We start from the raw sequence: 21895 nt of genomic DNA, 5'->3' as shown, positions 1-21895 counted from the left end.
GAACGGGCGGCCGCCGCGTGGAGCCGGTTCGGGTAGTTGCTGCTGCTCCGGCCCGGAGAGGTTCACCGGACGGTCCCGTACCAGCGGCGGTGATCGCCGGCTTGAGCCGCGTGTGTCGGGTCGCGTCCTCGGGATGGGCGCGCAGGTCGCCCCGGAAGATCCGCCGGTTCCGACTCCGCAGTCAGGGAGGAGGGCCGCTGCTGCCCCGCACAATCAGTTCGGCTGCAGCGCGACCAGGGTTCCTGTTCTCGGCTCGCCCTAAATCTGGGTGACAAGGAGTTCCGGCGCGCGCGCCGCCCGGCCTCGCCGAAGTCCTGCCGCACCGTGGTCAGCGGGGGCCACACGTATTCGGCCTCGGGGATGACGTCGTAGCCGACCAGGCTGACGTCGCCCGGCACGTCGCGGCCCTCTTCGTGGACACTGTGAGGCGAGTCGGCGGAAACAACGGTTCACGGTGGTTGCTCGTTCCCGGCTGGAACACCAACATCGACTACACCGCGGGAAACTACGGCTTCGTCTGCCGACCGACCGGTACGGGTCCTCCTCCATTCCCAGTGGTGAGCAGAGGGTAATGATCTCGGTTCACCACTACGACCCGTGGGATTTCGCGGGGGAGGAGAGCGGAAACGAGACGCAGTGGGGTCCGGCTGTGACCAACCCGTCAAAGACGTCCACCTGGGGGCAGGAGGACTATCTGGACGCGCAGTTGAAGAAGACGCATTCCTGCACCGTGACCCAACCGGGCATCGTCAGCGCCATCATGAGCGGCGTTGGGCGGTGACAGCGACGCGGGCCTGCCGTGCTGGAACGTGAGAGATATAGAAGCTCGTCGGGAGGTGCGCACCGCGACTCCGAAGCGAACGGCGCAGTCGCCCAAACCGGGCCTGGAGTCAGAACTCGTCGGGCACAAAGCCCACGTGAGACCTTCTCCGCAGTGGCCGGCACGCGGAGGTCACCGGTGTGGCGAGGTGAGGACGCCGCGCGACAGCGCGACGGTGACGGCTGCGGTGCGGTCGTTGACACCCAGCTTGACGAACGTTCGCAGCAGGTGCGTCTTCACCGTCGCTTCGCCGATGTACAGCTGCCGACCGATCTCGCTGTTGGACAGACCCCGCGCGACGAGGCCGAGTACCTGAACCTCGCGCGGGGTCAGCTGCTCCCCGGCCGGAGCCTGAAGGTGAGTCACCAGCCGGGCGGCCACCGGCGGGGCGAGGACGGTTTCACCGCGGGCTGCCGCCCGGATCGCGTCGGTCAGGGTACCGATCGGGGTGTCCTTGAGCAGGTAACCGGTGGCGCCGGCCTCGATCGCCGGCAGGATGTCGGCGTCACCTTCGTAGGTGGTGAGCACGAGCACGCGAATGCCGGGGTGCTCCTGACGGATGCGCGCCGTCGCGGTGGCGCCATCGGTACCCGGCATCCGCAGGTCCATCAGTACGACGTCCGGGCGCGTCGTGGAGGCAAGGACGATCGCCTCGTCGCCGGAGCCGGCCTCGCCGACGACCCGCAGGTCGTCGTAGGCCTCGAGCATGCCGCGGAGGCCGAAGCGTACGACGGGATGGTCGTCGACGATTAGGATCTGGACAGTCATCGAGACGTTTCCGCCCGCTCAGTGGTCGGGTGTGGAGCTGAGATCAAGCACAGGCTGCAGGCTACGCGCCGCCTGCTCGGCCGGGGGCGGCGACAGCTCGACCCGCACTGTGGTGCCCTGGCCGGGAACCGACTGCACCCTACAGATCCCGCCGAGGCTGGTGGCGCGGGTCCGAATGCCGAGCAGGCCGTATCCACCCCGGACGGTGGCCGGGTCGAAACCCTGGCCGTCATCGGTCACGGCCAGCGTCAGAAGGCCGTTTTCATGACGCAGCTCGATCCGCACCGCCGTCGCGGCGGCGTGCTTGGCGACGTTGGCCAGGGCCTCCTGCGCGGTGCGCAGCAGGGCGATGTCGGTGCCGGTGGATGTGCCGGACCGCTCACCGACGATCGAGACCTCGACGCGCGTACCCGTGTCGCGAGCATGCCGGGCGGCGAGCCGGTCCAGCGCATCCGCGAGCCCGCGGCCGGTCAGGTCGACCGGGGCCGATGCGGCGATCAGCGAGCGTGCCTCTGCGAGGTTCTCGCGGGCGGTCTTCTCCAGGATGTCGAGCTGGCCGTCGGCGGCCGTCGGATCACGGAGCAGGGTCGTCCGTGCGACCTGGGCGAGCATGAGGATGCTGGTGAAGCCCTGTGCCAGGGTGTCGTGGATCTCGGCAGCCAGGCGTTCACGTTCGGCGTGGACGCCTGCCTCGTGGCCCGCGCGTTCCAGTGCGGCCCGCGTCCGGGTCAGTTCCTCGATCAGCGCGGCCCGCTTGCGGTTCTGCTCGCGGATGCCGGTCAGATACGCGCCCACGAGGATCGTCACGGTCATGGGCACCAGAACGGTCACGCCGACCATCGCCAGCGTGTAGCGGCCGACTCCCGCCCGCGCCACCATGGCCCAGGCGAGCTCGGCGTAGAGGACCAACAACACCGGTAGGCGCACCCGCCACCTCGCGACCATCACGAACAGCTGTGGGCAGAGCGCGAACAGCAGTGCGCCGGCGATCGGGGCGATGGCGAGCAGGAGCGGGAACGCGACCGCCAGGACGGCGAAATAGGCCGCACCCCAACGCTCGTCGCGGTTTTCCATGGCCCGCGGAGCGACCAGGGCGTAGCAGGCAACGATGACAGCGAGCGTACCGAGGGCCAGCAGGCGTTGTCCGAGCGCCACGGAGACGTCGGCCGCTATGGCGACGGCAAGCGGTATCGCGACGGCGCCGACAAGGACATGCCATCCGACGCGGTAGCGGTGTCCGAAGTCGACGGTGCTGCGCACTGTCACGACCTGCCCACTTTCGCCCACCGAGATCTGGCCGCCAGTTTACGGGCGCCCAGATCCACAGTGCCCGACTCGGTGTCGAGGAGCGTCCACGCACCAGTGGAGCCTTGCGTACGTCGATCGGTTGACAACGGGGTCCAACCACAGGTTGTCGCCGCTGCGGTCGCAGACCGTCACGCTTGATGTCGAGCACTTCGGCTCCACACCTGGAGATACCCCATGAAGAAGAACTGGTTCGTCCTCGGCCTCGGCGCACTGCTTGCCTTTGTCGGCGTGGGCTGGACCTTGCAGGGACTCGACGTCATGAAGGGCTCGGCGATGAGCGGCGTGACGCTGTGGGCGGTCGTCGGGCCGGTCGTGGCGATCTTCGGTCTGGTCGTGCTGGGTGTCGGCTTCGCCCGGCTGCGCCGGGTGAGCCGATAAGCGCCGATCAAATGTCCGGTATAGACATGGAGACGCAGAAGACAGATCGGCCGGCACAGGGAAGACCGCCCAAGCAGTGGTACGGCGAGCTTGCCGGCGTCGCGGCCACCGCACTCGCCCTGGGCCTCGGTGAGTTGGTGGCAGCCGCGACGGGCGGGCCGTCAGCGCCCCTCGTGGCGGTGGGTGGCGTCGCCGTGGACGCCGCGCCGACCCCGGTCAAGGAGTTCGCCGTCGCGGTGTTCTACACGTACGACAAGCTGGCACTGCAGGCGGGAATCGTGCTGGTGTTGGCGGTGTTCGCCGCGTTCATCGGTGTACTGGCCATGCGCCGGCTCTGGTACGGGCTGACCGGCGTCGCTGTGTTCGGGATGATCGGCGTAATCGCGTCAGCCACCCGGCCCAGCGCCACGTGGGCGTACCCCCTGCCGACAGTGGCCGGTGCACTGGCCGCTGCCGGCCTCCTGGTGCTGCTGCGCCGCACCCTGCCGCGCCGTGCCCCGGTATCGGCGGAGGACCTGGGGGACGACACCGGCCCGGATACGGACGGGGTAGCGCAGGAAGTCCCCGCCCCTGTACAGGGCGGCCGTTCGCCGTCGTCGGATGCCGACCCCCCGGTGGTGGACGGCGCGGGACAGCCACCGGGCCGACGGAGGTTTCTCGCGCTGGCGGTCGGGGCGATCGGTGCGGCCGCGGTGGCCGTACCGGGCGGACGCCGGCTCTGGGCACAGCGTGTGGCCGCGGCCCGGGCCGCGGTGGTTCTCCCGTCGCCGTCGAGCCCGGCAGCACCCTTGCCCGCCAAGGTCTCCGTCGGCGTGCCCGGAGTGGAGCCGTTCGTGACCAGTACCGCGGACTTCTACCGGATCGACACCGCTTTGACGGTGCCGCAGATGGAACCGAAGGACTGGCGGCTGAGCATTCATGGCCGGGTGAGACGGCCGCTGACGCTGACCTATGAGCAATTGCTGGCACGGCCGATGGTGGAGCGCTACATCACGCTGGCGTGCGTGTCCAACGAGGTCGGCGGCGAGTTGGTCGGCAACGCGCGGTGGTTGGGGGTACCGATCAAGGATCTGCTGGATGAAGTCGAGCCGGATGACAGCGCGGATCAGGTGGTGAGCCGTTCCGTGGACGGCTACACGGCCGGCACACCGACGGCGGCGTTGCGTGACGGGCGGGACGCGTTGCTGGCGGTCGGGATGAACGGGGAGCCACTGCCGGTCGAGCATGGATTTCCGGTCCGGATGGTGGTGCCCGGGCTGTACGGATACGTATCGGCGACGAAGTGGCTGACGGAGCTGGAGCTGAGCAGCTTCTCGGACTTCAGCGCCTACTGGGTACGGCGGGATTACGCGGCGCTGGCTCCGGTGAAGACACAGTCGCGGATCGACACACCGGCTGCGGGCAGGCGCCTGGAGCAAGGTCTGGTGATGGTGGCCGGGGTGGCATGGGCGCAACATCGTGGGGTGTCCGCGGTGGAGGTCCGCGTGGATGACGGGCCATGGCAGCGGGCACAGCTCGCGGCGGTGCCGTCGGTGGACACATGGCGGCAGTGGAGCTGGCCGTGGCAGGCGACGCCCGGCGAGCATCGGCTGCAAGTACGCGCCACCGACAACACGGGCCAGGTGCAGACAGGACTGGTGCACGAGCCGTTGCCCGACGGGGCGACCGGCCGGCATACGATCAAGGTCACGGTTGCCTGAGCTTTTTCCCGCCGGGCGGGGGTTCCCGCCAGAAGGCTCGAATCTTCAAAGGGCTGCGGCTGTCGCCGCGGTGAGCGACTGGGCTGCTGATAGCGCCGCTCCTACTCACCGAACACCGAGGTGGCCCATCGACGGATGATCTTGAGGTCGGACAACCGCTCGCCACCAGCACGAGTAGGAGATCCACAACGGCTCGCGAGCCTGCCCCCCACCTGGCCGGCACCGAGTACGGGCGCAAGGCCAGCACACCTGGCAGGAGGCCGGCTGGTGCCTCACGTTCGAGGCGATCCCGCGCATTCCCGGCAAGCGCGGTGACCCGTCGAGCAGGACGATCGGCATCGGCATCTACCCGCGATGTGGTTGGACGACGAATCGAGCCTTGTGCTCGACGCGGTCAAGGGGAAGGGAGGGAAGTGCGGCGATTTCGCCGTCGAGCCGGGGCCGGGACCGGGCGCCCGCGCAGGGCGCCCGCGCAGGGCAGCGGAGGCACCCGCCTGCGCGTCGCGGTCCGGCGGCCCCGGCCCTCCTTCACATACCGATCCGCGCCGCGATGACCGGTGCCAGCCGGTCCGCGATGACGCGGTGCCCCTGGTCGTTGGGGTGGACCGAGTCCGTCAGGTCGCCCGAACCCAGCCAGCCGGTGGTGTCGACGAAGGAGACCCGGGAGTCGCCACCGTCGACGGCTGCCTTGACCGCCGACTGGGTCTGCGGGACGTACCGGCCGCGGAAGGTCTCCAATGCGAAGATCCACGCCTGTGGGTACGCGGCGCGGACCTTGCGCAACAGGCTGGTGTACGCCGTCTGGAACTGCGCGGAGCTGACTGCGTGGCCCACGTCGTTGGTGCCGAGGTTGATGACGACCGCGTTCGCCTGGTAGCGGGAGAAGTCCCAGTCGGGGGCGGCCGCGTTCGGGTTGAGCTTGGTGAACTGCCGCTCCAGGCCGACGCATCCGTCCGCCGCGGCGACCAGACAGGCGCCGCCTTGGGCGATCTGGGTGTGTTCGGTGCCGAGCCGTTCCCCGATCAGCCACCCGTACGCGGTGCGGGCGTTCTGCGACGACGTAGTCCCCACCGTGATCGAGTCGCCGACGAACTCGATCAGCTTGCCGGGCGCCGGCGGTGCGAACGTGGTGGCGCCACTGTCGAGGACCAGTCCCTGAAAGACGGCGTCACCCCGGTAGGAACCGGCGACCACCTGGTAGTTGACCTGGAGGGTGTGGTTGCCGACGGACAGCGGGGAGGGGGTCAGGTTCACGGTCCCCTTGACGTCGTCGTAGAACTTCACAGGGCCGTTGTCGATCCTCGCCCAGAAGTCGATCGTCCCGCGCTGCTTGAGCTGGACGGTCCGGCCGGTGAAGCCGACCCTGTAGTAGGCGCCCGCCCAGTACGGGGTGTAGGCGGTGGAAGTCCTGGTGTCCCAGCGGCCCACGAACTTGATGTTGGGGTCGCCGGGTTGGCCGGGAGCGGCCGCCAGGGTGGATGTGGGGCTGCCGAGTCGGGCGGCGATGACGGGGGCGAGGCGGTTCGCGAACTTGGTGTGGCCGGCCTCGTTGGGATGCCCGTTGCCATCCTCGTAGTCGGTGCCGTCGTTCAGCCAGCCCGTGGTGTCGACGTAGTGCACCCTGCTGTCACCGGCGTTGGTGCGGGCGGTGACGGCCGCCCTGGTCTCGTTGACGTAGCGCTTCTTGAGCGTCTGCACCGCGAAGAGTTGCGAGTTCGGGTAGGTGGCGCGCAGGTCGGAGAGGAACTTGGTGTACGCCGACTGGAAGGAGGCACCGGTCACTCCGTGGCCGATGTCGTTGGTACCCAGGTTGATGACGACGGCGTCCGCCCGGTAGCGGGAGAAGTCCCAGTTCTGGCCGCCCGTGCTCGCCGTCCTGAAGAACTGCGTGCTCAGGCCCGTGCATCCGGACTGGGCGACGAGGCAGTAGCCGGATCGGGCGATCTGGGTGTGGCGCGCCCCGAGTTGCTCGCCGGTCTTCCAGGCGTACGAGTCCAGTGCGAGCCGGTCCGTGAGCGCACCGGCGGTGATGGAGTCGCCGACGAACTCGACGAGCCGCGACGGGGCGTTCGGCGCGACCGTGCGCGCACCGGGGTCCAGCACCAGGCCCTGGAAGACAGTGTCGCCGGAGCGGTACGAAATGCGCAGGGTGTGGGTGCCGGCGGACAACGGCCGGGGCGTGAGGTTCACCGTGCCGCGCACGCCGGGGTGGAAGACGTCGGGGCCGCCGTCGATGCTGGCGTACAGGTTGACCGCGTCTCTCGCCTTGACCTTCACCGTGGTGCCGGTGAAGGCCGTCTGCAGGTAGGCACCGGTCCAGGAGGGCACCGCCGCCGTGCCGGCGCTGGTGCCCCAGCGCCCGACGTAGACGATGTTGGGGTCGGAGACCGAGCCGTCACCCGGCGCGGCCTGGGCGGGGGAGCTCCCCGTCCAGCACAGCAGGCAGGCGACGAGAACGGCCGTGACGAGCGCAGCGAGGGTACGGGCGAGGTGGCGTAAGGAGGTGACATGGGGGGTGGCGTGGGGGGTCTGCACAGGGGTCCCTTTCGGCTGGGGTGGGAGCGCTCCCAGAAGCAGCCTTTCGAGAGAAGCAATGAAACGGTTCAGCGTCAAGGGTTCGCGTGAGGCAGGAAATTCACCGCTGTAGCTGGCGTTCGGCTGAGTTCTCGGCGGTGGAGGGTGTCAGTCCTGTTTGCTACTGCCAGACGTACCAACAGCAGTGGTACGTATCAAAGTCGTCCCAAAACTGTCTACTCGTTGTATCGCGCAGCGTGAAGCACAGTGGATGCCGTGCCGCAGCGAAGGCCTGGTGGAGCGGCTACCGATCGTACTCAAACTGGCCGCCGCACTCCTCCAGAGCTGATGATCCGCACCGTCCGCCGCAGCGGGAACTATGTCACGTGACGTCGGTCCGACCGGCACCGCTGGGACACGGCAGACCAATACACCGCCTGGCACGACTGCTCACGCTGGCAGTCGCCCACGCACCCCCAAGGAGACCCCTTTGTTCCGCCGTTTCCTCTTCATCCTCGGCAGTGAACACGGCGGTCACCCTGGCCGGCCGCACGACCCCCGACCGGTCGGTGTTCCTCGACAACCTCGGCAACGCCCTCATGGACCGCTACGAACGCGACGCCAACCCGGACGACCTCGACACGGGTCTCGCCGCCCATGCCGAGGCCCTGGACCTGCTGCCCCGCGCCGGCGCCGGAACGCGGCCGGATCGCTGCCAACACCGGGGGCGCGCTGTGGCGCCGCTGGCGACTGAGCGGCGGGCGGGAGGACCTGGACGAGCCAATCTCCCTGTTGCGCTGCACGGGCCACCAGGAGGAGTGTGTCCAGCACGACGGCGCGGACGTACGGACTCTGCGCGTAGCTATGGCCGATGAGGCCACCGGACTCCATGTCACGGCGGTCTACTCCCTGCGGGACGACATCCCCGTACTGCGCGCCGAAGCGCATGTCGAGAACCGCGGCGACCACCCGTTCACGCTGGAGTACGTCTCCTCCTCCGCCCTGTCCAATCTGGCCTCTCACTTGCCCGACGGAGCATCCTGGGAGGACGGCCTGTCCCTGTGGCTGGCGGCCAACCCGTGGAGCGGAGAGTTCCGCTGGACGCGGACCACCCTCGCCGAGCGCGGTCTGTACGACGTCGGCAGGGTGGCGTACGGGCAGAACGGGTCGAAGTACAGGATCGCCGTGACCAGTACCGGCTCCTGGTCCTCCTCCGAGTACCTGCCGATGGGTTGCCTGGAGGAGCCGGTGACCGGCCGTGCGTTGCTGTGGCAGATCGAACACAACGGCTCCTGGCATGCCGAGCTCGCCGACCGGTTCGGCGACGTGTACCTGGCGCTGTCCGGTCCGACCGACCGCGAACACCAGTGGCGGCGCCGACTCGGCCCCGGTCAGGCGTTTTGCACGGTTCCGGCCGCCATCGCCGTCGTCCCCGAACGCGGCTTCGAGGCCGCGCTGGCAGCGCTGACCGATCACCGCCGGGCGACCCGTCGCGCTCATCCCGATCACGACCGACTCCCCCATTGTCTTCAATGCCTTCATCAACAGCCTGACGGGCGAGCCCAGCACCGCGGCACTGCTGCCACTGGTCGAAGCGGCGGCGGCCGTCGGCGCGGAGTACTTCTGCATCGGCGCCGGCTGGTATGACGCCGAGCCACCCGGGGCAAGGGGCCCCGGCGGAGCACCGGGCTGGTGGGACACGCTGGGGGAGTGGAAGGAGGCAAAGCCGCGCTTTCCCGGCGACCTGACCGAGGTGCTGGAACGCATCCGCGGGGCCGGCATGGTCCCAGGACTGTGGCTGGAACCAGAGGTTGTAGGGGTCCGCAGCCCGGTTGCCGCGGCACTCCCTGACGCGGCGTTCTTCCGCCGCGACGGCGTGCGCCTGGCGGAGTGGGGCCGTCACCAGCTGGACCTGCGGCACCCGGCCGCCCGCACTCACCTCGACACGGTCGTCGACCGGCTGGTGGGCGACTACGGCGTGGGCTACCTCAAACTCGACTACAACATCGACATCGGCCCGGGCACCGATGGCCCGGACGGCACCGACAGTCCAGGCGACGGCCTGCTCGGCCACAACCGCGCCTACCTCGACTGGCTCGACGCCGTCCTCGCCCGGCACCCCACCCTGGTCCTGGAGAGCTGCGCGGCCGGCGGCAGCCGTACCGACCATGCGATCCTCTCCCGCCTGCCGATCCACTCCGTCACCGACCAGCAGGACTTCCGGCTGCTGCCCGCCATCGCCGCCGCCGCGCCCAACGCTGTCACCCCGGAGCAGGCGGCCATCTGTGTGCACCCGCTGCCGGAGCACGGCGAGGCCGAGCTCGGCATGACGATGGTGTCGGCGCTCCTCGGCCGGGTTCACCTGAGCGGCCGCCCGGATCTTCTGACATCAAGTCAGCTGGCCGTCGTACAGCGGGCGTTGGACACCTACAAGACCTATCGTCACTTGCTGCCGACCGCTCGCTCCCGCTGGCCGCTGGGCCTGCCCGGCTGGCGTGATGGCTGGCTCGCGCGGTGGCTCGCGCTTGCTGTCACGGCCACTGACGGCACGACGCTGCTCGCCCTGTGGCGCCGCGACAGTGCACCGGCCGTGATGTCGGTCCCGATACCGTGGATCCCCGAAGGTCACAGACCCAGAGTGCTGTTCGCGGCGGGCCCGGAGCCCACCCTCGACTGGGACGACGGCGGGCGCACACTTCTGGCGGTCCTGCCCGCCGAGCGCCAGGCCATGCTGATCGCCTTCACGTAACCGGCCGGTCGGCCCATGGGGTGCCCTGGTACGTCACCACGGGCAGCTCCCCCTGCTGCTGTTCTGAACTTCGACGAATGACCGATGGGTGACCAGTGGCTCGGGGCCCTGGCTGGGAAGGCGGCCCCCGAGCATGTCGGTCTTGCGGCCTCCGCGGTTGGCCGCTCGTTTCGGGCGGCAGACCTCGACGACGTGCTCGCCAGCCTGGCTGAGGAAAGACGCGAGTCCGGCGCCGTAGCTACCGATGCCTTCCAGAGCCCAGCAGCGGCGTCCTGGGGCATGCTCACGGGCGAAGTCCAGCAAGCGCCGGTAACCTCGGGCGTTGGCCGGGGAGTCGGTGCTGGCCAGGACGGCGCCGATGGGGCTGACGGCCGCCGCCGCGAGGGTGTCTCGGTGGGTATCGACGCCGATGACGCCCTCGACGTGTTCTGCGAGCAAGGTCATGTGGTTGTTCTCCTCCGGGTGGACGATCGTGACGGTGTCGGCCTGGATGGAGTCACCGCGTGGCGGAACTGTGATGAGTCACGCCGGAAGGCGGACAAGCTGCTGATCAAGCCAAGGGGTGGGCCAGTCTCGACGCCGATGTCCGGCAGACATCTCGGGGGAATGGCAGTCCCTGACGGGGCGCCAGTTATGTTTCGAGTCATGCCGGATCATCGGCGCCGAGCCTGACAGCAACCCCTCCCGGGCCGCAGAAGAACTCTCACAGTGATGTTTTCCGCGGTTCCGCAATGGGGCCGCTGGCCTCCGGGCCCGACATGACTGTGTCCCCCTGTCGAAAAAATGACCTGGGGGGCGGTGTCACCGGGCCCGGGGGTGTTCGTCGGAGACGCTGATCAGAGGTCCGGCCACCGTCCGGTCCGGCGCAATGCCGGACAGCCCTTGGGCGGCAGGTCTGCATAACGTGGATGCGCGAGCACGACACCCGAGCCGAGGCCGGCACCGTCAACACCCCTGAAAGGGCACGATGTTCGAGATCGAAGACGTGGGCGTGTTCCTCGGCCTGGACGTCGGCAAGACGACCCACCACGGCCACGGCCTCACCCCGCCCGGGAAGAAGGTCTTCGACAAGCCGCTGCCCAACAGCGAACCGAAACTGCGGGCCGTCTTCGACAAGCTGACCGCCAAGTTCGGCACCGTCCTGGTCATCGTGGACCAGCCCGCCTCCATCGGCGCCCTGCCGCTGACCGTCGCCCGCGACGCCGGCTGCCAAGTGGCCTACCTGCCCGGCCTGGCCATGCGCCGGATCGCCGACCTCTACCCCGGCGAGGCCAAGACCGACGCCAAGGACGCGGCCGTCATCGCCGACGCCGCGCGGACGATGCCGCACACCCTGCGCTCCCTGGAACTGACCGACGAGATCACCGCCGAGCTGACCGTGCTGACCGGCTTCGACCAGGACCTCGCCGCCGAAGCCACCCGCACCAGCAACCGCATACGCGGCCTGCTCACCCAGTTCCACCCCTCCCTGGAACGCGTCCTGGGACCGCGTCTGGACCACCAGGCCGTCACCTGGCTCCTGGAGCGCTACGGCTCCCCGGCCGCCCTGCGCAAGGCCGGCCGCCGCAGACTCGTGGAACTGATCCACCCGAAGGCCCCGCGCATGGCCCAGCGGCTGATCGACGAGGTCTTCGACGCGCTCGACGAGCAGACCGTCGTCGTCCCGGGCACCGCCACCCTGGACATCGTCGTCCCCTCCCTGGCCGCTTCCCTGACCGCCGTGCACACCCAGCGCAGGGCGATGGAAGCCCAGATCAACGCCCTGCTGGAGGCCCACCCTCTTTCCCAGGTCCTGACCTCGATGCCCGGCGTCGGCGTCAGGACCGCCGCTGTCCTGCTGACCACCGTCGGCGACGGCACCAGCTTCCCCACCGCCGCCCACCTGGCCTCCTACGCCGGACTCGCCCCCACCACCAGACAGTCCGGGACCTCGACCCACGGCGAACACGCACCCCGAGGCGGCAACCGGCAACTCAAACGCGCCATGTTCCTCTCCGCCTTCGCCTGCATGAACGCCGACCCCGCCTCCCGCGCCTACTACGACAAGCAACGCGCCCGCGGCAAGACCCACACCCAAGCCCTCCTCCGCCTCGCCCGCCAACGCATCAGCGTCCTGTTCGCCATGCTCCGCGACGGCACCTTCTACGAATCCCGGACACCGACGGACATCGAGCTCGCCGCATAACCCCCGGCAACCCTGAACCACCCCAAACCCGACACGGGCGCCTTGACGAAAGACATAGAGGCACCCCCCCCGAGGCTGGGCGCCCGGCTTCGCAACCGCGGCGGTGACGCCGCGGCGTTCGCGGTCCCGCAGCACCCACTCGCGCAGGGTCGCCCGGTTGACACCCAGGTCAGCGGCAATGCCGATGTAGGTCGCCCCGGGTGTGGACTCGTACAGGGCCACGGCATCGGCCTTGAACTCGTCCGGGTAGTCCTTCATCGCCATCGGCGGTCTTCTCGCTTCCTCCGGATCAAGCAGATCCAGTATCAGCGTGTCCACCACTCAGGGGAGGCTCCGCACGCCTCGGTCCTGGCCGTGCACGAGGGGCCCGAGGTTCTGGAGGGCGAGTGGCACGGCGACCGGACGGTCGTCCTCGAGTTCGAGTCGGTCGAGGCGGCCCGCGCCTGGTACGAGTCGGCTGAGTACGCGAAGGCGAAACCGTTGCGGCAGGCCGCGGCGGAGACCAACGCCGTCCTGGTGGCCGGGTTCGAGCTGCCGCCACGACCGGCCTGAGCCGTATCAGTCGAGTGTGATGGCGCGTTCCGGGCAGCTCATCGCCGCGGTGCGTGCCGACTGCTCGAACTGCCGCGGTACGTCGGGCTGTTCGGCCACGGCGTAACCGTCGTCGCTCAGGTCGAACACCTCGGGGCTCACGGCGCAGCAGACTCCGTGCCCACGGCAGCGGTCCTCGTCGACGGTGACTTTCACGGCGTGACCTCCTCGGCGGGCGTGAACTCCAGTTGGAGATGGGTCAGTCCACGCAGGATGTAGGTCGGCAGGTACCGGTAGCGGCGCGCGTCCGCGGGGCCGTGCACGCGTTCCGAGATCCTGATGTCCGTCGTCCGGGCGAGCAGGCGCTCGATGCCCACCCGCGCCTCGGCACGGGCCAGCGGCGCGCCCGGGCAGGTGTGGACGCCGCGGCCGAAGGAGATGTGGTGGCGGGCGTTCGCACGAGCGGGGTCGAAGGTCCCCGGATCCTCGAAGTGCCGGGGGTCGCGGTTGGCCGCCCCGTTGACCACCATCAGCGTGGTGCCGGCCGGGACGTCGACGCCGCCGACCGTCGTCGAAACGCGGGCGAGCCGGAAGTCGCCCTTGATCGGGCTCTCCATCCGCAGCGTTTCCTCGACGAAGTTGGGGATGCGGTCGGGTTCCGCGCGCAACAGCTGCTGGATGTCCGGGTGTTCGGCGATCACCTTGAGCGCGGAACTGAGCAGCCGGACGGTGGTCTCCTGCCCGGCCGAGAACAGGTTGGCGGCCACCCGGACCGCGTCGACGACCCCGGGCAGGGAGCCGTCGGGGAACGTGGCGTTCGCGAGGCCGGTCAGGACGTCGTCACGCGGTTCGCGGCGCCGGTCCTCGATGTAGTCCGTGAACCTGGCGTACAGGAACTCCAGCGGCGAGTGGGCGAGGGTGTCCTCGCCGGTACTGCCGATGCCGCCCCCCGCCTGCGGTCGGCGCTGGAGCCGGTCGAGGAACTCCTCGCGGTCCTCCTCGGGCACGCCGAGCAGGTCGGCGATGACGAGAAGTGTGAAGGAGCCGGCGAACTCGCTGATGAACTCGCCCTCCGTTCGCACGAGGAACGTGTCCAGCATGCGGTCGGCGATCTCGCGGACGGCCGCCTCGTTCTCCTTGAGCCGCTTCGGTGTGATCAGCCGCATCAGCAGCCCGCGGTGTGCGGTGTGCACGGGCGGGTCGAGGGTCGGCAACTGGTCGCTCATCGGCAGCTCGTCGCGGTGCCGCTCGATGAGTTCGCTGACGTCGTCTCCTTCGAGCGGGACCGGGAAGCCGGGGAAGGGGCCGGTCACCGACAGACACGAGGAGAAGGTCTCGGCGTCCTGGGCCACCTGGACGGCCTCGTCGTAGCCGGTCACCATCATCACGTTGTGGTGGGGTTCGCGGGCGACGGGGCAGCGTGCGCGCATGGCATCGAGGTAGGGGTGTGGGTCCTCCACCGTGGTGTCGTGCCGGAAGAAGTCGATCGCGTCGATGTCCTGGGACGGCTCGTCGTGCGCCACTGGCCGACCTCCTTCGTGGTGCGCCGGGGCACCGAGGGGTGAGAGTGTTCTCGTATGAGAGAACCTAATTCTCTCTTCTGGGGATTACTAGTCGCCTACGGTGATCCAGGGGGCGTCCTCATGCCGGGATCCTGCGTCGATCCGGCGGAAACGGGTGTCGATCTCGTCGACCAGTCCCCAGTCATGGGCCTCGTGTGCGCTCAACGGGGCGCCGGTCAGTGCCAGATAGGCGGTCCTTTCCCGGCCGATACGGGCCGGGAGGCTCGCCGTGCCGCCCGCGCCGGGGATCAGTCCCATGCCGATCTCGGGCAGCCGGACCAGGGTGTCGGACGCGGCCGTCACCCGGCCCGCGAAGGCGGCCAGTTCGATGCCCGCGCCCACGCAGGCGCCGTGCAGATGGGCGGTCACCTTGGCCGCGCACCGCTGGAGCAGCGCGGCGGGGCTGCGGTGCACGCGTACCTGGTGGGCTCGCGCGTAATCGCGTGCGGTGCCGAACTCGGCGAGATCACCGCCACTGCAGAAGGCGGGTCCGCAGCCGTACAGGTCGACGCGGGTGATCGTGGGGTCGAGGACCGCGACCTCGAGAGCCTCGCACAGGGCGTCGCGGGTGGCCGCGTCGAAGGCGTTGCGCACCGAGGGGCGATTCAGTGTGAGGGCCAGACGGCCGCCGTTCCGGTCGAGCCGGACGGGCTCGGCGGCCGGCCGGGCGGCGTAGGCGTGCTTCGCGGCGAGCCACGTCTGGAACTTTGCCCCGGCCTGAAGCGTCGAGTAGGCGAGGGATTCCAGGACCAGCCGGTCGGGCGGCGGGAGGGCCGGGCTCATGCGCAGTACCTGGACCAGGGCGAGGCAGGAGTCGGGCCGGTCGGCGACGATGTCCCGCAGTCGCTCGGCGGTGGCGTACGGGTCGGCGCACCCGACCCATGGGCGGGGCGGCGCGGATGCGGCGGTGAGCAGCACGTCGAACTCCCCGGCGCTGTCCCCGGGTTCGGCTGCCAAGCCGATGCGCACGCACGGCGCTCCCGGTGGGGGAGGTGCGGTGGGCGGTGGGGTGCGGTCAAGGTCGACCAGCAGGAAGGGTGGCTCCATGACGCCTGGAGTGTAATCTTGCCTCACGTATGGCGAGAAGGGTGTTCACATGATGAAGAATGCCACTCTCGCTCGTTGGGCGGCCACGGTCGACGGCAGACTTGGGCCGCTGACCGCCGTCGTGGACGACTTCACCGCCCGCACCGGAGTCACCGTCGATCTGACCGGCACGCTGTTCCAGCGAGCCGAACTGGCCGGCTACCCGCCTCCCGGCAGGACCTCGGCAGGCAGCTCCTGCCATCTCCTCGCCACCGCCGACGGCTGGGCCGCGCTCAATCTGGCCCGCCCCGACGACCACGCCGCCCTCCCCGCCCTCCTCGGGCTCCTCGGCGCACCGCAGGCCGGGTTGCGGACGGCTGCACGCCGGGCCCCCACCGCCGAACTCTGCGGCGCGGCGCAGCTGTTGGGCATCGCCTCGGCCGCCCGGGGATCGGCCCTCGGACCGGGGCGCGGTGGCCGCGCCCCGGTGCGCGCCGAACGGCACGGACAGCCCGGTCCGCGCGCCGTCGCGGGCCTCGCCGGTCTGAACGTCGTCGACCTGTCCGCGCTCTGGGCGGGCCCCCTGTGCGCCCGACTGCTGGGGCTGGCCGGCGCCCGGGTGGTGAAGGTGGAGAGCGACACCCGGCCCGACGGGGCCCGCTTCGGCCCCCCGGACTTCTACCGCCGACTGCACGAAGGGCACCGGAGCCTGGTCCTGGACTTCGCCTCCGGCGCACTCGCCGAGGCCATCGCGGACGCCGACTTGGTCGTCGAGGCGTCCAGGCCGCGGGCCCTCAGGCGGCTCGGGGTACGCGCGGAGGAGTTCCTCGCCGCCCGCCCCGGCCGGGTGTGGGTGAGCATCACCGGGTACGGCCGCGACGACGACCGGATCGCCTTCGGCGACGACGCAGCCGTCGCGGGCGCCCTGACCGGCCTGGACGGGCACGGTGACCCTGTCTTCCTCGGCGACGCGCTCGCCGACCCCGTCACCGGCCTCTACGCCGCCCACGCCGTAGCCCGCTCACTGGAGCGGGGCGGCGGAGAGCTGCTGTGCGTGTCCATGGCGGCCTGCGCCGCCGCACAGGCCGAGGCCACGGGGACGACGTGCTGATCAGGGACGTGGAGGTCGAGGGGCGAGGCCGGGTGGACGTCCGTGTCGAACACGGCCGGATCGCCGCGATCGGGCCCCGCCTGCCGGGGGCTGCCGACGTCGACGGACGCGGCGGGGCGCTGCTGCCAGGACTGCACGACCATCACATCCACCTCATGGCGCTGGCGGCCGAAGCCGCTTCGGTGCGGGTCGGACCCGAGGAGGTGAGCGGCCCGGACGCGCTCGCGACAGTGCTGCGGGGTGGTGCGCCGGGGGAGTGGGTACGGGCCGTCGGCTACCACGAGAGCGTCGCCGGGAGGCTGGACCGCCGCAGTCTGGACGCCCTCGCGCCCGACCGGCCGGTGCGGGTGCAACACCGCAGCGGCGCCATGTGGTTCCTGAACAGCGCCGCGCTGCGGGCGGCCGGGCTGGAGAGCGCCGACGGACGCCTGTGGCGGGAGGACGAACGTCTTCGTCCCCTCCTGCCGTCCGTACGGCTCGACCTGGCCGGTGTCGGACGGCGGGCCGCGCGCCTCGGCGTGATCGGGTTCAGCAACGCCGACCCGCGGCCCGCCGACGGCCTCGCCCGGACGCTGTCCGTCCTGCCCCAGCGGCTCGTCGTCATGGGTGTCGACCCGCCGGTGAAGCTGCTGCTCGACGACCTGGCCCTGCCCACCCCCGCCGAGTTGGCCGCCATGGTGTCCCGCCTTCGGCCCCGGCCCGTCGCCGTGCACTGCGTCACCCGCGTGCAACTCCTCGTGACCCTCCTCGCCCTGGAGGACGCGGGCCCCCTCGAAGGCGACCGGATCGAGCACGGATCCGTGATCCCGGCGGAGGCCCTCCCACGGCTGCGCCGGCTCGGGGTCGTCGTGGTGACCCAGCCGCACTTCCCGGTCGAGCGCGGCCGGGCGTACGCCACCGAGGTGCACCCGGACGACCGGCCGCACCTCTACCGCTGCCGCAGCCTGAGTGCCGCCGGGGTCCCGGTCGCCGCCGGAACGGACGCACCGTACGGCACCCATGACCCGTGGGCCGTGATGCGGGCCGCCGTCGCCCGCGAAGACGGGGAGGGCATCCCGCCGGGCGCCGCGCTGCGGCTCTTCCAGGGTGACCCGCACCGACCGGACCGCCCACGGCGGACGACGGTCGGCTCGCCCGCCGACCTGTGCCTGCTCCACGTGCCGCTGCGGGCGGCACTCGACGTGCTGAGCGCCGACGTCGTACGGGCGGCGTACGTGGCGGGCCGACCGATCACGGACTGAACCCGGAGGAGAGATCTGTTGGCCGGAGCCGAAAAAAGGGAAACGCAGTGACCGAGACGCACGACAAGGACTTCCAAGAGCCGTACGTGGACGTGGACGAATGGCGCGACACGCCGGTACGCCACCGTTACGTCCACGGTGGTTTCGCCGACAACGACACCCGGTTCTCGATCTACTTCCCGCCCGAAGAGGCCTATCAGGGGCGTTTCTTCCAGCACATCACCCCCGTCCCCGGCAGCGAGCACCAGGCACAGACCGCCCACGGGCAGGAGGACCGGATCTCCTTCGCCGTGTCCAGCGGCGCGTACTTCCTTGAGACCAACGGCGGCGGTTCGACGCCGGGCGATCTCACCTTCGCGGGCTTCCGCGCCAACGCGGCGGCGGCCCGCCACTCACGCGTCGTCGCCGAGCAGGTCTACGGGCCCCACCGTACCTACGGGTACGCGTACGGCGGCAGCGGCGGCGGCTACCGGACCATCGCCGGCGCGGAGAACACCGACGGGGTCTGGGACGGCTGCGTGCCGTACGTCGTCGGCAGTCCCATGGCCATGCCGAACGTGTTCAGCGTGCGCATGCACGCCCAACGGGTGCTCCGCGACCGGCTCGACTCGATCGTCGACGCCGTGGAACCCGGTGGCAGCGGCGACATGTACGAGGGACTCGACCCCCAGGAGCGGGCGGCGCTCGCCGAGGTGACGGCCATGGGCTTCCCGCCACGCTCGTGGTTCGGCCACCACACGATGGGCATGCACGCCTTCACCGCCCTCTACGGCGGCATGCTCATGGTGGACCCCTCCTACTTCGAGGACTTCTGGACGCTGCCCGGCTATCTCGGCGCCGACCCCGAGTCCTCGATCCACCCTGACCGGCTCAGGCACGGCTGCGAGATCGCCGCCATGGTCGCGTCGAAGGACGCGGCACGGTCCGCCCAGGGCGTCGACCACGCCTTCAGGGGGCGGGGTGCGGACTCCGTCGTCGCCCTCAGGCTCGCGGCCCCCGCGCCCTGCGACTCGCTGGGCGCGCAGCTGACCGTACGCACCGGGCAGGCCGCGGGGCGGTCGCTGATCCTGCGGGAGGTCCGCGGCGATCTGGCGGTGCTCGACGAGCAGAACGACGCCTCCGTGCTGGAGGGGGTGGAACCCGGTGACGTCGTCGACATCGACAACAGCAACTTCCTCGCCGCGCAGACCTACCACCGCCACCAGGTCCCGCCCGAGGGGTTCGCGGTCTGGGACCGGTTCCGTGACGAGTCGGGCAAGCCCGTACCGCCCCAGCGCCCTCAGCTGATGGGCCCGCTCTTCAGCCTCGGCGCGGCCGGCGCCGTACAGACGGGCGCGTTCTCCGGGAAGATGATCGTCGTCGCATGTCTGCTGGACCGGGAGGCGTTCCCCTGGCAGGCGGACTGGTACCGCTCGGCGGTCGCGGAACACCTCGGGGACGCCACCGACGAGGACTTCCGCCTCTGGTACGTGGACAACGCCCTGCACGGTGACCAGGAGAGGCAGGAGGACCCGACCCGCTCCGTCAGCTACCTCGGGGTCCTGCACCAGGCGCTGCGGGACCTGAGCGGATGGGTCGAGCAAGGTGTGCCCCCGACCGCCTCGACCGACTTCGCCATCCTGGACGGGCAGGTCGAGGTGCCGCCGTCGGCCGCCGGGCGACGGGGAGTTCAGCCCGTGGTCCTGCTGACCGCGGACGGCACGGACCGCGCCGACGTCCGGGCCGGGGAGCCGGTCTCCCTGTGCGCCGTCGCCGAGGTCCCGCCCGGCACGGGAAAGGTGGTCGCGGTCCAGTGGGACATCGAGGGCGAGGGGACGTTCCCGGTCACCGAGGAGGTCGTACCCGCCCGGCGGGTCCAGGTGGAGCGGCGTCACGCGTTTTCCTCACCCGGCGTCCACTTCGTGACCGTCCGGGTTCGCTCCCAGCGTGAAGGCGACGCGTCGGAGGTGTTCACCCGCGTGGACAACATCGCCCGCGTCCGCGTGGTCGTCGCCGACCAGGACGCTCCCGACCCGGGCCAGGAACGCTGACGGCGCTGCCGCGGAGGCTCCGGGCCTCCGCGGCAGCGCCGCCGTACGCCGTTCAGACGCTGTAGCCGCCGTCCACTCCGAGGGCCTGCCCCGTGATGAATCCAGCGCGGTCGGAGGCCAGGAAAGCGACCGCTTCCGCGATGTCCTGGGCCTGCCCGAACCGGCGCAGCGGGATGTTGCGGCGGGTGATGGCGAGGGCCTCCTCGTCGAGTTCACCCGTGTCGATCAGCCGGCCCGCGATGCCGTCGGTGAGCATGCCGGGGGCGACGCAGTTGACGCGGACTCCGTAGCGTCCCTCCTCGGCGGCCAGGGCGCGGGCGACCGCTTCGACGGCCCCTTTGACGCCCGAGGACAGCCCGTCGCGGACCGGGTAGCGGCGCGTGGCGACCGTGGTGACGGCGACGATGTTGCCCCGGCTCTCCCGCAGCAGTGGCAGCGCGTGGTGGACGAGGGTGAAGAACGCCCCAGCGTCGGCCTCCAGCTGGGCGCGATACTGGCTGGGGGCGACCTTGCTCAGATGGGTCATGGGCACGTGCGGGCCGGCCGCGTAGACCAGGGTGTGCACGCGGCCGCAGTCACGCAGGGCCCCTGCCGTCGCCGCCTCGTCGGTCAGGTCCACCCGCAGTGCGGTGACCTGGCGGCCGAGCTCCTTCACCTCGGCGACGAGACGCTCGGCCGCGTCCTCGTTGGCGCGGTAGGTGAACGTGATGTCGCTGCCGCGTTCGGCCAGCATCCACACGATCGCCGCGCCGATGCCGCCGGTGCCGCCCGCGACGAAGGCGCTGCCGGAGCGCTGCTCGAAGTCGTCCATGTCTCACAACCCCAGGGACTTGGCGATGATGACCTTCATGACCTCGCTGGTGCCGGCGTAGATACGGGTGATGCGGGCGTCCGCGTACAGCCGGGCGATCGGGTACTCCAGCATGTACCCGTAGCCGCCGAAGAGCTGCAGACAGCGGTCGACCGCGCGGGCCTGCATCTCGGTGCAGAACAGCTTCACCTTCGCGGCGTCGGCGCCGGACAGCCGCCCGTCGACCAGTTCCAGGACGGCCCGGTCGAGCATGGCCTGCGCGGCCTCGATCTCGGCGGCCACGGCGGCGAGTTCGAACTTCGTGTTCTGGAAGGACGCGACCGGTGAACCGAACACGCGGCGTTCCTTGACGTAGGCGATCGCCGTGTCGAGGGCAGCTCTGGCCTGTGCGACCGAACCGACCGCGACGGTCATACGTTCCTGGGAGAGGTTGTGCCCCATGTACGTGAAGGCCCTGCCCTCCTCGCCGAGCCGGTTGGCGACGGGCACCCGGACCTCGTCGAAGGCAAGCTCCACGGTGTCCTGCACCTTGATGCCCATCTTGTCGAGCACCCGGCCGCGCGTGAAGCCCGCCATGCCGTCCTCCACGACCAGCAGGGTGAGCCCCGCCCGCCGGTTGTCCGGGTCGGTCGCTGTGCGCGCCACCACGATCACCAGGTCGGCCAGCAGCCCGCCGGTGATGAACGTCTTGGCACCGTTCACCACGTAGTGGTCACCGTCGCGTACGGCCGTCGTACGGATCCCGGCGAGGTCGGAGCCGGTGCCGGGCTCAGTCATCGCGATCGCGGTCAGCAGCCTGCCGTCGGCCAGCCCCGGGAACCAGCGCTCGCGCTGCCCCTCGTCGGCGTAGGCGAGGAAGTACGGCAGGACGACGTCGAGTTGGGTACGGACCGTGCCGAGGGTGACCAGGGCGCGGGCCGCCTCCTCCTGGAGGACGACGTTGTAGCGGTAGTCGGGCTGCCCGCCCCCGCCGTACTCCTCCGCGACGGCCATGCCCAGCAGACCCAGCGAGCCGAGCCGTTCGAAGAACGACCGGGGCACACGTCCGGCCTTCTCCCACTCGGCGTAGTGCGGAACCACCTCGTTGGCCACGACGTCACGGACCAGCTCCCTGAACGCCTCGTGGTCGGCGGTGAAGACATCACGGTGCACGACAACCCC

The 21895-nt window shown here is 70.4% G+C and carries 20 protein-coding genes and 1 pseudogene; 10 read left to right on the top strand and 11 right to left on the bottom strand.

The window, feature by feature from the left end:
* Positions 1-62: 62 nt before the first annotated feature.
* Entirely contained in the window at positions 63-398 is a 336-nt protein-coding gene (locus tag QA861_RS28770; protein WP_334591566.1) for a substrate-binding domain-containing protein, read from the bottom strand.
* A gap of 173 nt (positions 399-571) precedes the next feature.
* Here QA861_RS28770 and QA861_RS28765 point away from each other — a divergent pair, with 173 nt between their 5' ends.
* On the top strand, positions 572-781 hold the full coding sequence (locus QA861_RS28765) for a hypothetical protein (RefSeq protein ID WP_334591563.1): 210 nt from the start codon (positions 572-574) through the stop codon (positions 779-781).
* Between the two features lie 171 nt (positions 782-952).
* Here QA861_RS28765 and QA861_RS28760 read toward each other — a convergent pair whose 3' ends face one another.
* The gene (locus tag QA861_RS28760; RefSeq protein WP_334591561.1) at positions 953-1588 is read right to left on the bottom strand and encodes a response regulator; all 636 of its coding nucleotides are present in this window, start codon (positions 1586-1588) and stop codon (positions 953-955) included.
* An 18-nt stretch (positions 1589-1606) separates the two neighbouring features.
* Entirely contained in the window at positions 1607-2854 is a 1248-nt protein-coding gene (locus QA861_RS28755) for a sensor histidine kinase (protein WP_334591559.1), read from the bottom strand.
* A gap of 216 nt (positions 2855-3070) precedes the next feature.
* Here QA861_RS28755 and QA861_RS28750 point away from each other — a divergent pair, with 216 nt between their 5' ends.
* Positions 3071-3274: a hypothetical protein gene (locus tag QA861_RS28750; RefSeq protein ID WP_334591557.1), complete on the top strand. Its 204-nt coding sequence runs from the start codon at positions 3071-3073 to the stop codon at positions 3272-3274.
* A gap of 194 nt (positions 3275-3468) precedes the next feature.
* Positions 3469-4974 carry a molybdopterin-dependent oxidoreductase gene (locus tag QA861_RS28745; RefSeq protein WP_334591555.1) on the top strand — a complete coding sequence of 502 codons (1506 nt, stop codon included), beginning with the start codon at positions 3469-3471 and terminating at the stop codon, positions 4972-4974.
* A 528-nt stretch (positions 4975-5502) separates the two neighbouring features.
* On the opposite strand, the gene QA861_RS28740 is transcribed toward QA861_RS28745, so the two are convergent.
* On the bottom strand, positions 5503-7509 hold the full coding sequence (locus QA861_RS28740; protein WP_334591553.1) for a GDSL-type esterase/lipase family protein: 2007 nt from the start codon (positions 7507-7509) through the stop codon (positions 5503-5505).
* A 636-nt stretch (positions 7510-8145) separates the two neighbouring features.
* Here QA861_RS28740 and QA861_RS28735 point away from each other — a divergent pair.
* Both QA861_RS28735 and QA861_RS28730 read left to right on the top strand, forming a co-directional pair.
* Positions 8146-9135, top strand: a complete 990-nt coding sequence (locus tag QA861_RS28735) for a glycoside hydrolase family 36 N-terminal domain-containing protein (protein WP_334591551.1) — start codon at positions 8146-8148, stop codon at positions 9133-9135.
* Positions 9029-10237: a glycoside hydrolase family 36 protein gene (locus QA861_RS28730; RefSeq protein WP_334594871.1), complete on the top strand. Its 1209-nt coding sequence runs from the start codon at positions 9029-9031 to the stop codon at positions 10235-10237. Before QA861_RS28735 ends, QA861_RS28730 begins: the two co-directional genes overlap by 107 nt.
* A gap of 33 nt (positions 10238-10270) precedes the next feature.
* On the opposite strand, the gene QA861_RS28725 is transcribed toward QA861_RS28730, so the two are convergent.
* Positions 10271-10681 (bottom strand): IS110 family transposase, encoded by a 411-nt coding sequence (locus QA861_RS28725; protein WP_334591549.1) that lies wholly within the window; start codon positions 10679-10681, stop codon positions 10271-10273.
* A 523-nt stretch (positions 10682-11204) separates the two neighbouring features.
* Here QA861_RS28725 and QA861_RS28720 point away from each other — a divergent pair.
* The gene (locus QA861_RS28720; protein WP_334591547.1) at positions 11205-12422 is read left to right on the top strand and encodes an IS110 family RNA-guided transposase; all 1218 of its coding nucleotides are present in this window, start codon (positions 11205-11207) and stop codon (positions 12420-12422) included.
* A 96-nt stretch (positions 12423-12518) separates the two neighbouring features.
* Here the strand turns inward: QA861_RS28720 and QA861_RS28715 are convergent.
* Positions 12519-12686, bottom strand: a pseudogene (locus tag QA861_RS28715) (transposase); the annotation flags it as partial.
* Between QA861_RS28715 and QA861_RS28710 the strand changes: the two are divergent.
* Entirely contained in the window at positions 12648-12974 is a 327-nt protein-coding gene (locus QA861_RS28710) for a DUF1330 domain-containing protein (protein WP_334594870.1), read from the top strand. The pseudogene QA861_RS28715 and the gene QA861_RS28710 overlap by 39 nt on opposite strands.
* Positions 12975-12980: 6 nt before the next feature.
* Here QA861_RS28710 and QA861_RS28705 read toward each other — a convergent pair whose 3' ends face one another.
* The 3 genes from QA861_RS28705 to QA861_RS28695 all read right to left on the bottom strand — a co-directional run bounded on the left by QA861_RS28705 (position 12981) and on the right by QA861_RS28695 (position 15562).
* Complete coding sequence (locus QA861_RS28705; protein ID WP_334591545.1) at positions 12981-13169, bottom strand: ferredoxin; 189 nt, start codon at positions 13167-13169, stop codon at positions 12981-12983.
* Positions 13166-14476, bottom strand: coding sequence for a cytochrome P450 (locus QA861_RS28700; protein WP_334591543.1), 1311 nt, complete (start codon positions 14474-14476; stop codon positions 13166-13168). The genes QA861_RS28705 and QA861_RS28700 overlap by 4 nt, the downstream gene beginning before the upstream one ends.
* A gap of 87 nt (positions 14477-14563) precedes the next feature.
* On the bottom strand, positions 14564-15562 hold the full coding sequence (locus tag QA861_RS28695) for an enoyl-CoA hydratase/isomerase family protein (protein ID WP_334591541.1): 999 nt from the start codon (positions 15560-15562) through the stop codon (positions 14564-14566).
* A gap of 49 nt (positions 15563-15611) precedes the next feature.
* Here QA861_RS28695 and QA861_RS28690 point away from each other — a divergent pair, with 49 nt between their 5' ends.
* The 3 genes from QA861_RS28690 to QA861_RS28680 are packed head-to-tail and all read left to right on the top strand — an operon-like array spanning position 15612 to position 19923.
* Complete coding sequence (locus QA861_RS28690; RefSeq protein ID WP_334591538.1) at positions 15612-16652, top strand: CoA transferase; 1041 nt, start codon at positions 15612-15614, stop codon at positions 16650-16652.
* Entirely contained in the window at positions 16592-17893 is a 1302-nt protein-coding gene (locus QA861_RS28685) for an amidohydrolase family protein (protein ID WP_334591537.1), read from the top strand. Before QA861_RS28690 ends, QA861_RS28685 begins: the two co-directional genes overlap by 61 nt.
* Positions 17894-17940: 47 nt before the next feature.
* A complete protein-coding gene (locus tag QA861_RS28680) occupies positions 17941-19923 on the top strand; it encodes a Tat pathway signal sequence domain protein (protein ID WP_334591535.1) in 1983 nt (660 codons plus the stop codon).
* 52 nt (positions 19924-19975) lie between these two features.
* On the opposite strand, the gene QA861_RS28675 is transcribed toward QA861_RS28680, so the two are convergent.
* Positions 19976-20734 (bottom strand): SDR family NAD(P)-dependent oxidoreductase, encoded by a 759-nt coding sequence (locus QA861_RS28675; protein WP_334591533.1) that lies wholly within the window; start codon positions 20732-20734, stop codon positions 19976-19978.
* A gap of 3 nt (positions 20735-20737) precedes the next feature.
* Positions 20738-21886, bottom strand: coding sequence for an acyl-CoA dehydrogenase family protein (locus tag QA861_RS28670; protein ID WP_334591531.1), 1149 nt, complete (start codon positions 21884-21886; stop codon positions 20738-20740).
* Between the last annotated feature and the right edge of the window lie 9 nt (positions 21887-21895).

The sequence above is a fragment of the Streptomyces sp. B21-083 genome (assembly GCF_036898825.1).
GTDB lineage: Bacteria > Actinomycetota > Actinomycetes > Streptomycetales > Streptomycetaceae > Streptomyces.
The sequence above is the reverse complement of the archived record's forward strand: the minus strand, read 5'-3'. Positions and strand labels throughout refer to the sequence as shown.

Excerpts from the sequence above, each read along its gene's own strand:
- QA861_RS28765 (WP_334591563.1), top strand. The coding sequence starts at position 572 with ATGATCTCGGTTCACCACTACGACCCGTGGGATTTCGCGGGGGAGGAG.
- QA861_RS28760 (WP_334591561.1), bottom strand. The coding sequence starts at position 1,588 with ATGACTGTCCAGATCCTAATCGTCGACGACCATCCCGTCGTACGCTTC.
- QA861_RS28750 (WP_334591557.1), top strand. The coding sequence starts at position 3,071 with ATGAAGAAGAACTGGTTCGTCCTCGGCCTCGGCGCACTGCTTGCCTTT.
- QA861_RS28735 (WP_334591551.1), top strand. The coding sequence starts at position 8,146 with ATGCCGAGGCCCTGGACCTGCTGCCCCGCGCCGGCGCCGGAACGCGGC.
- QA861_RS28725 (WP_334591549.1), bottom strand. The coding sequence starts at position 10,681 with ATGACCTTGCTCGCAGAACACGTCGAGGGCGTCATCGGCGTCGATACC.
- QA861_RS28720 (WP_334591547.1), top strand. The coding sequence starts at position 11,205 with ATGTTCGAGATCGAAGACGTGGGCGTGTTCCTCGGCCTGGACGTCGGC.
- QA861_RS28695 (WP_334591541.1), bottom strand. The coding sequence starts at position 15,562 with ATGGAGCCACCCTTCCTGCTGGTCGACCTTGACCGCACCCCACCGCCC.
- QA861_RS28690 (WP_334591538.1), top strand. The coding sequence starts at position 15,612 with ATGATGAAGAATGCCACTCTCGCTCGTTGGGCGGCCACGGTCGACGGC.
- QA861_RS28675 (WP_334591533.1), bottom strand. The coding sequence starts at position 20,734 with ATGGACGACTTCGAGCAGCGCTCCGGCAGCGCCTTCGTCGCGGGCGGC.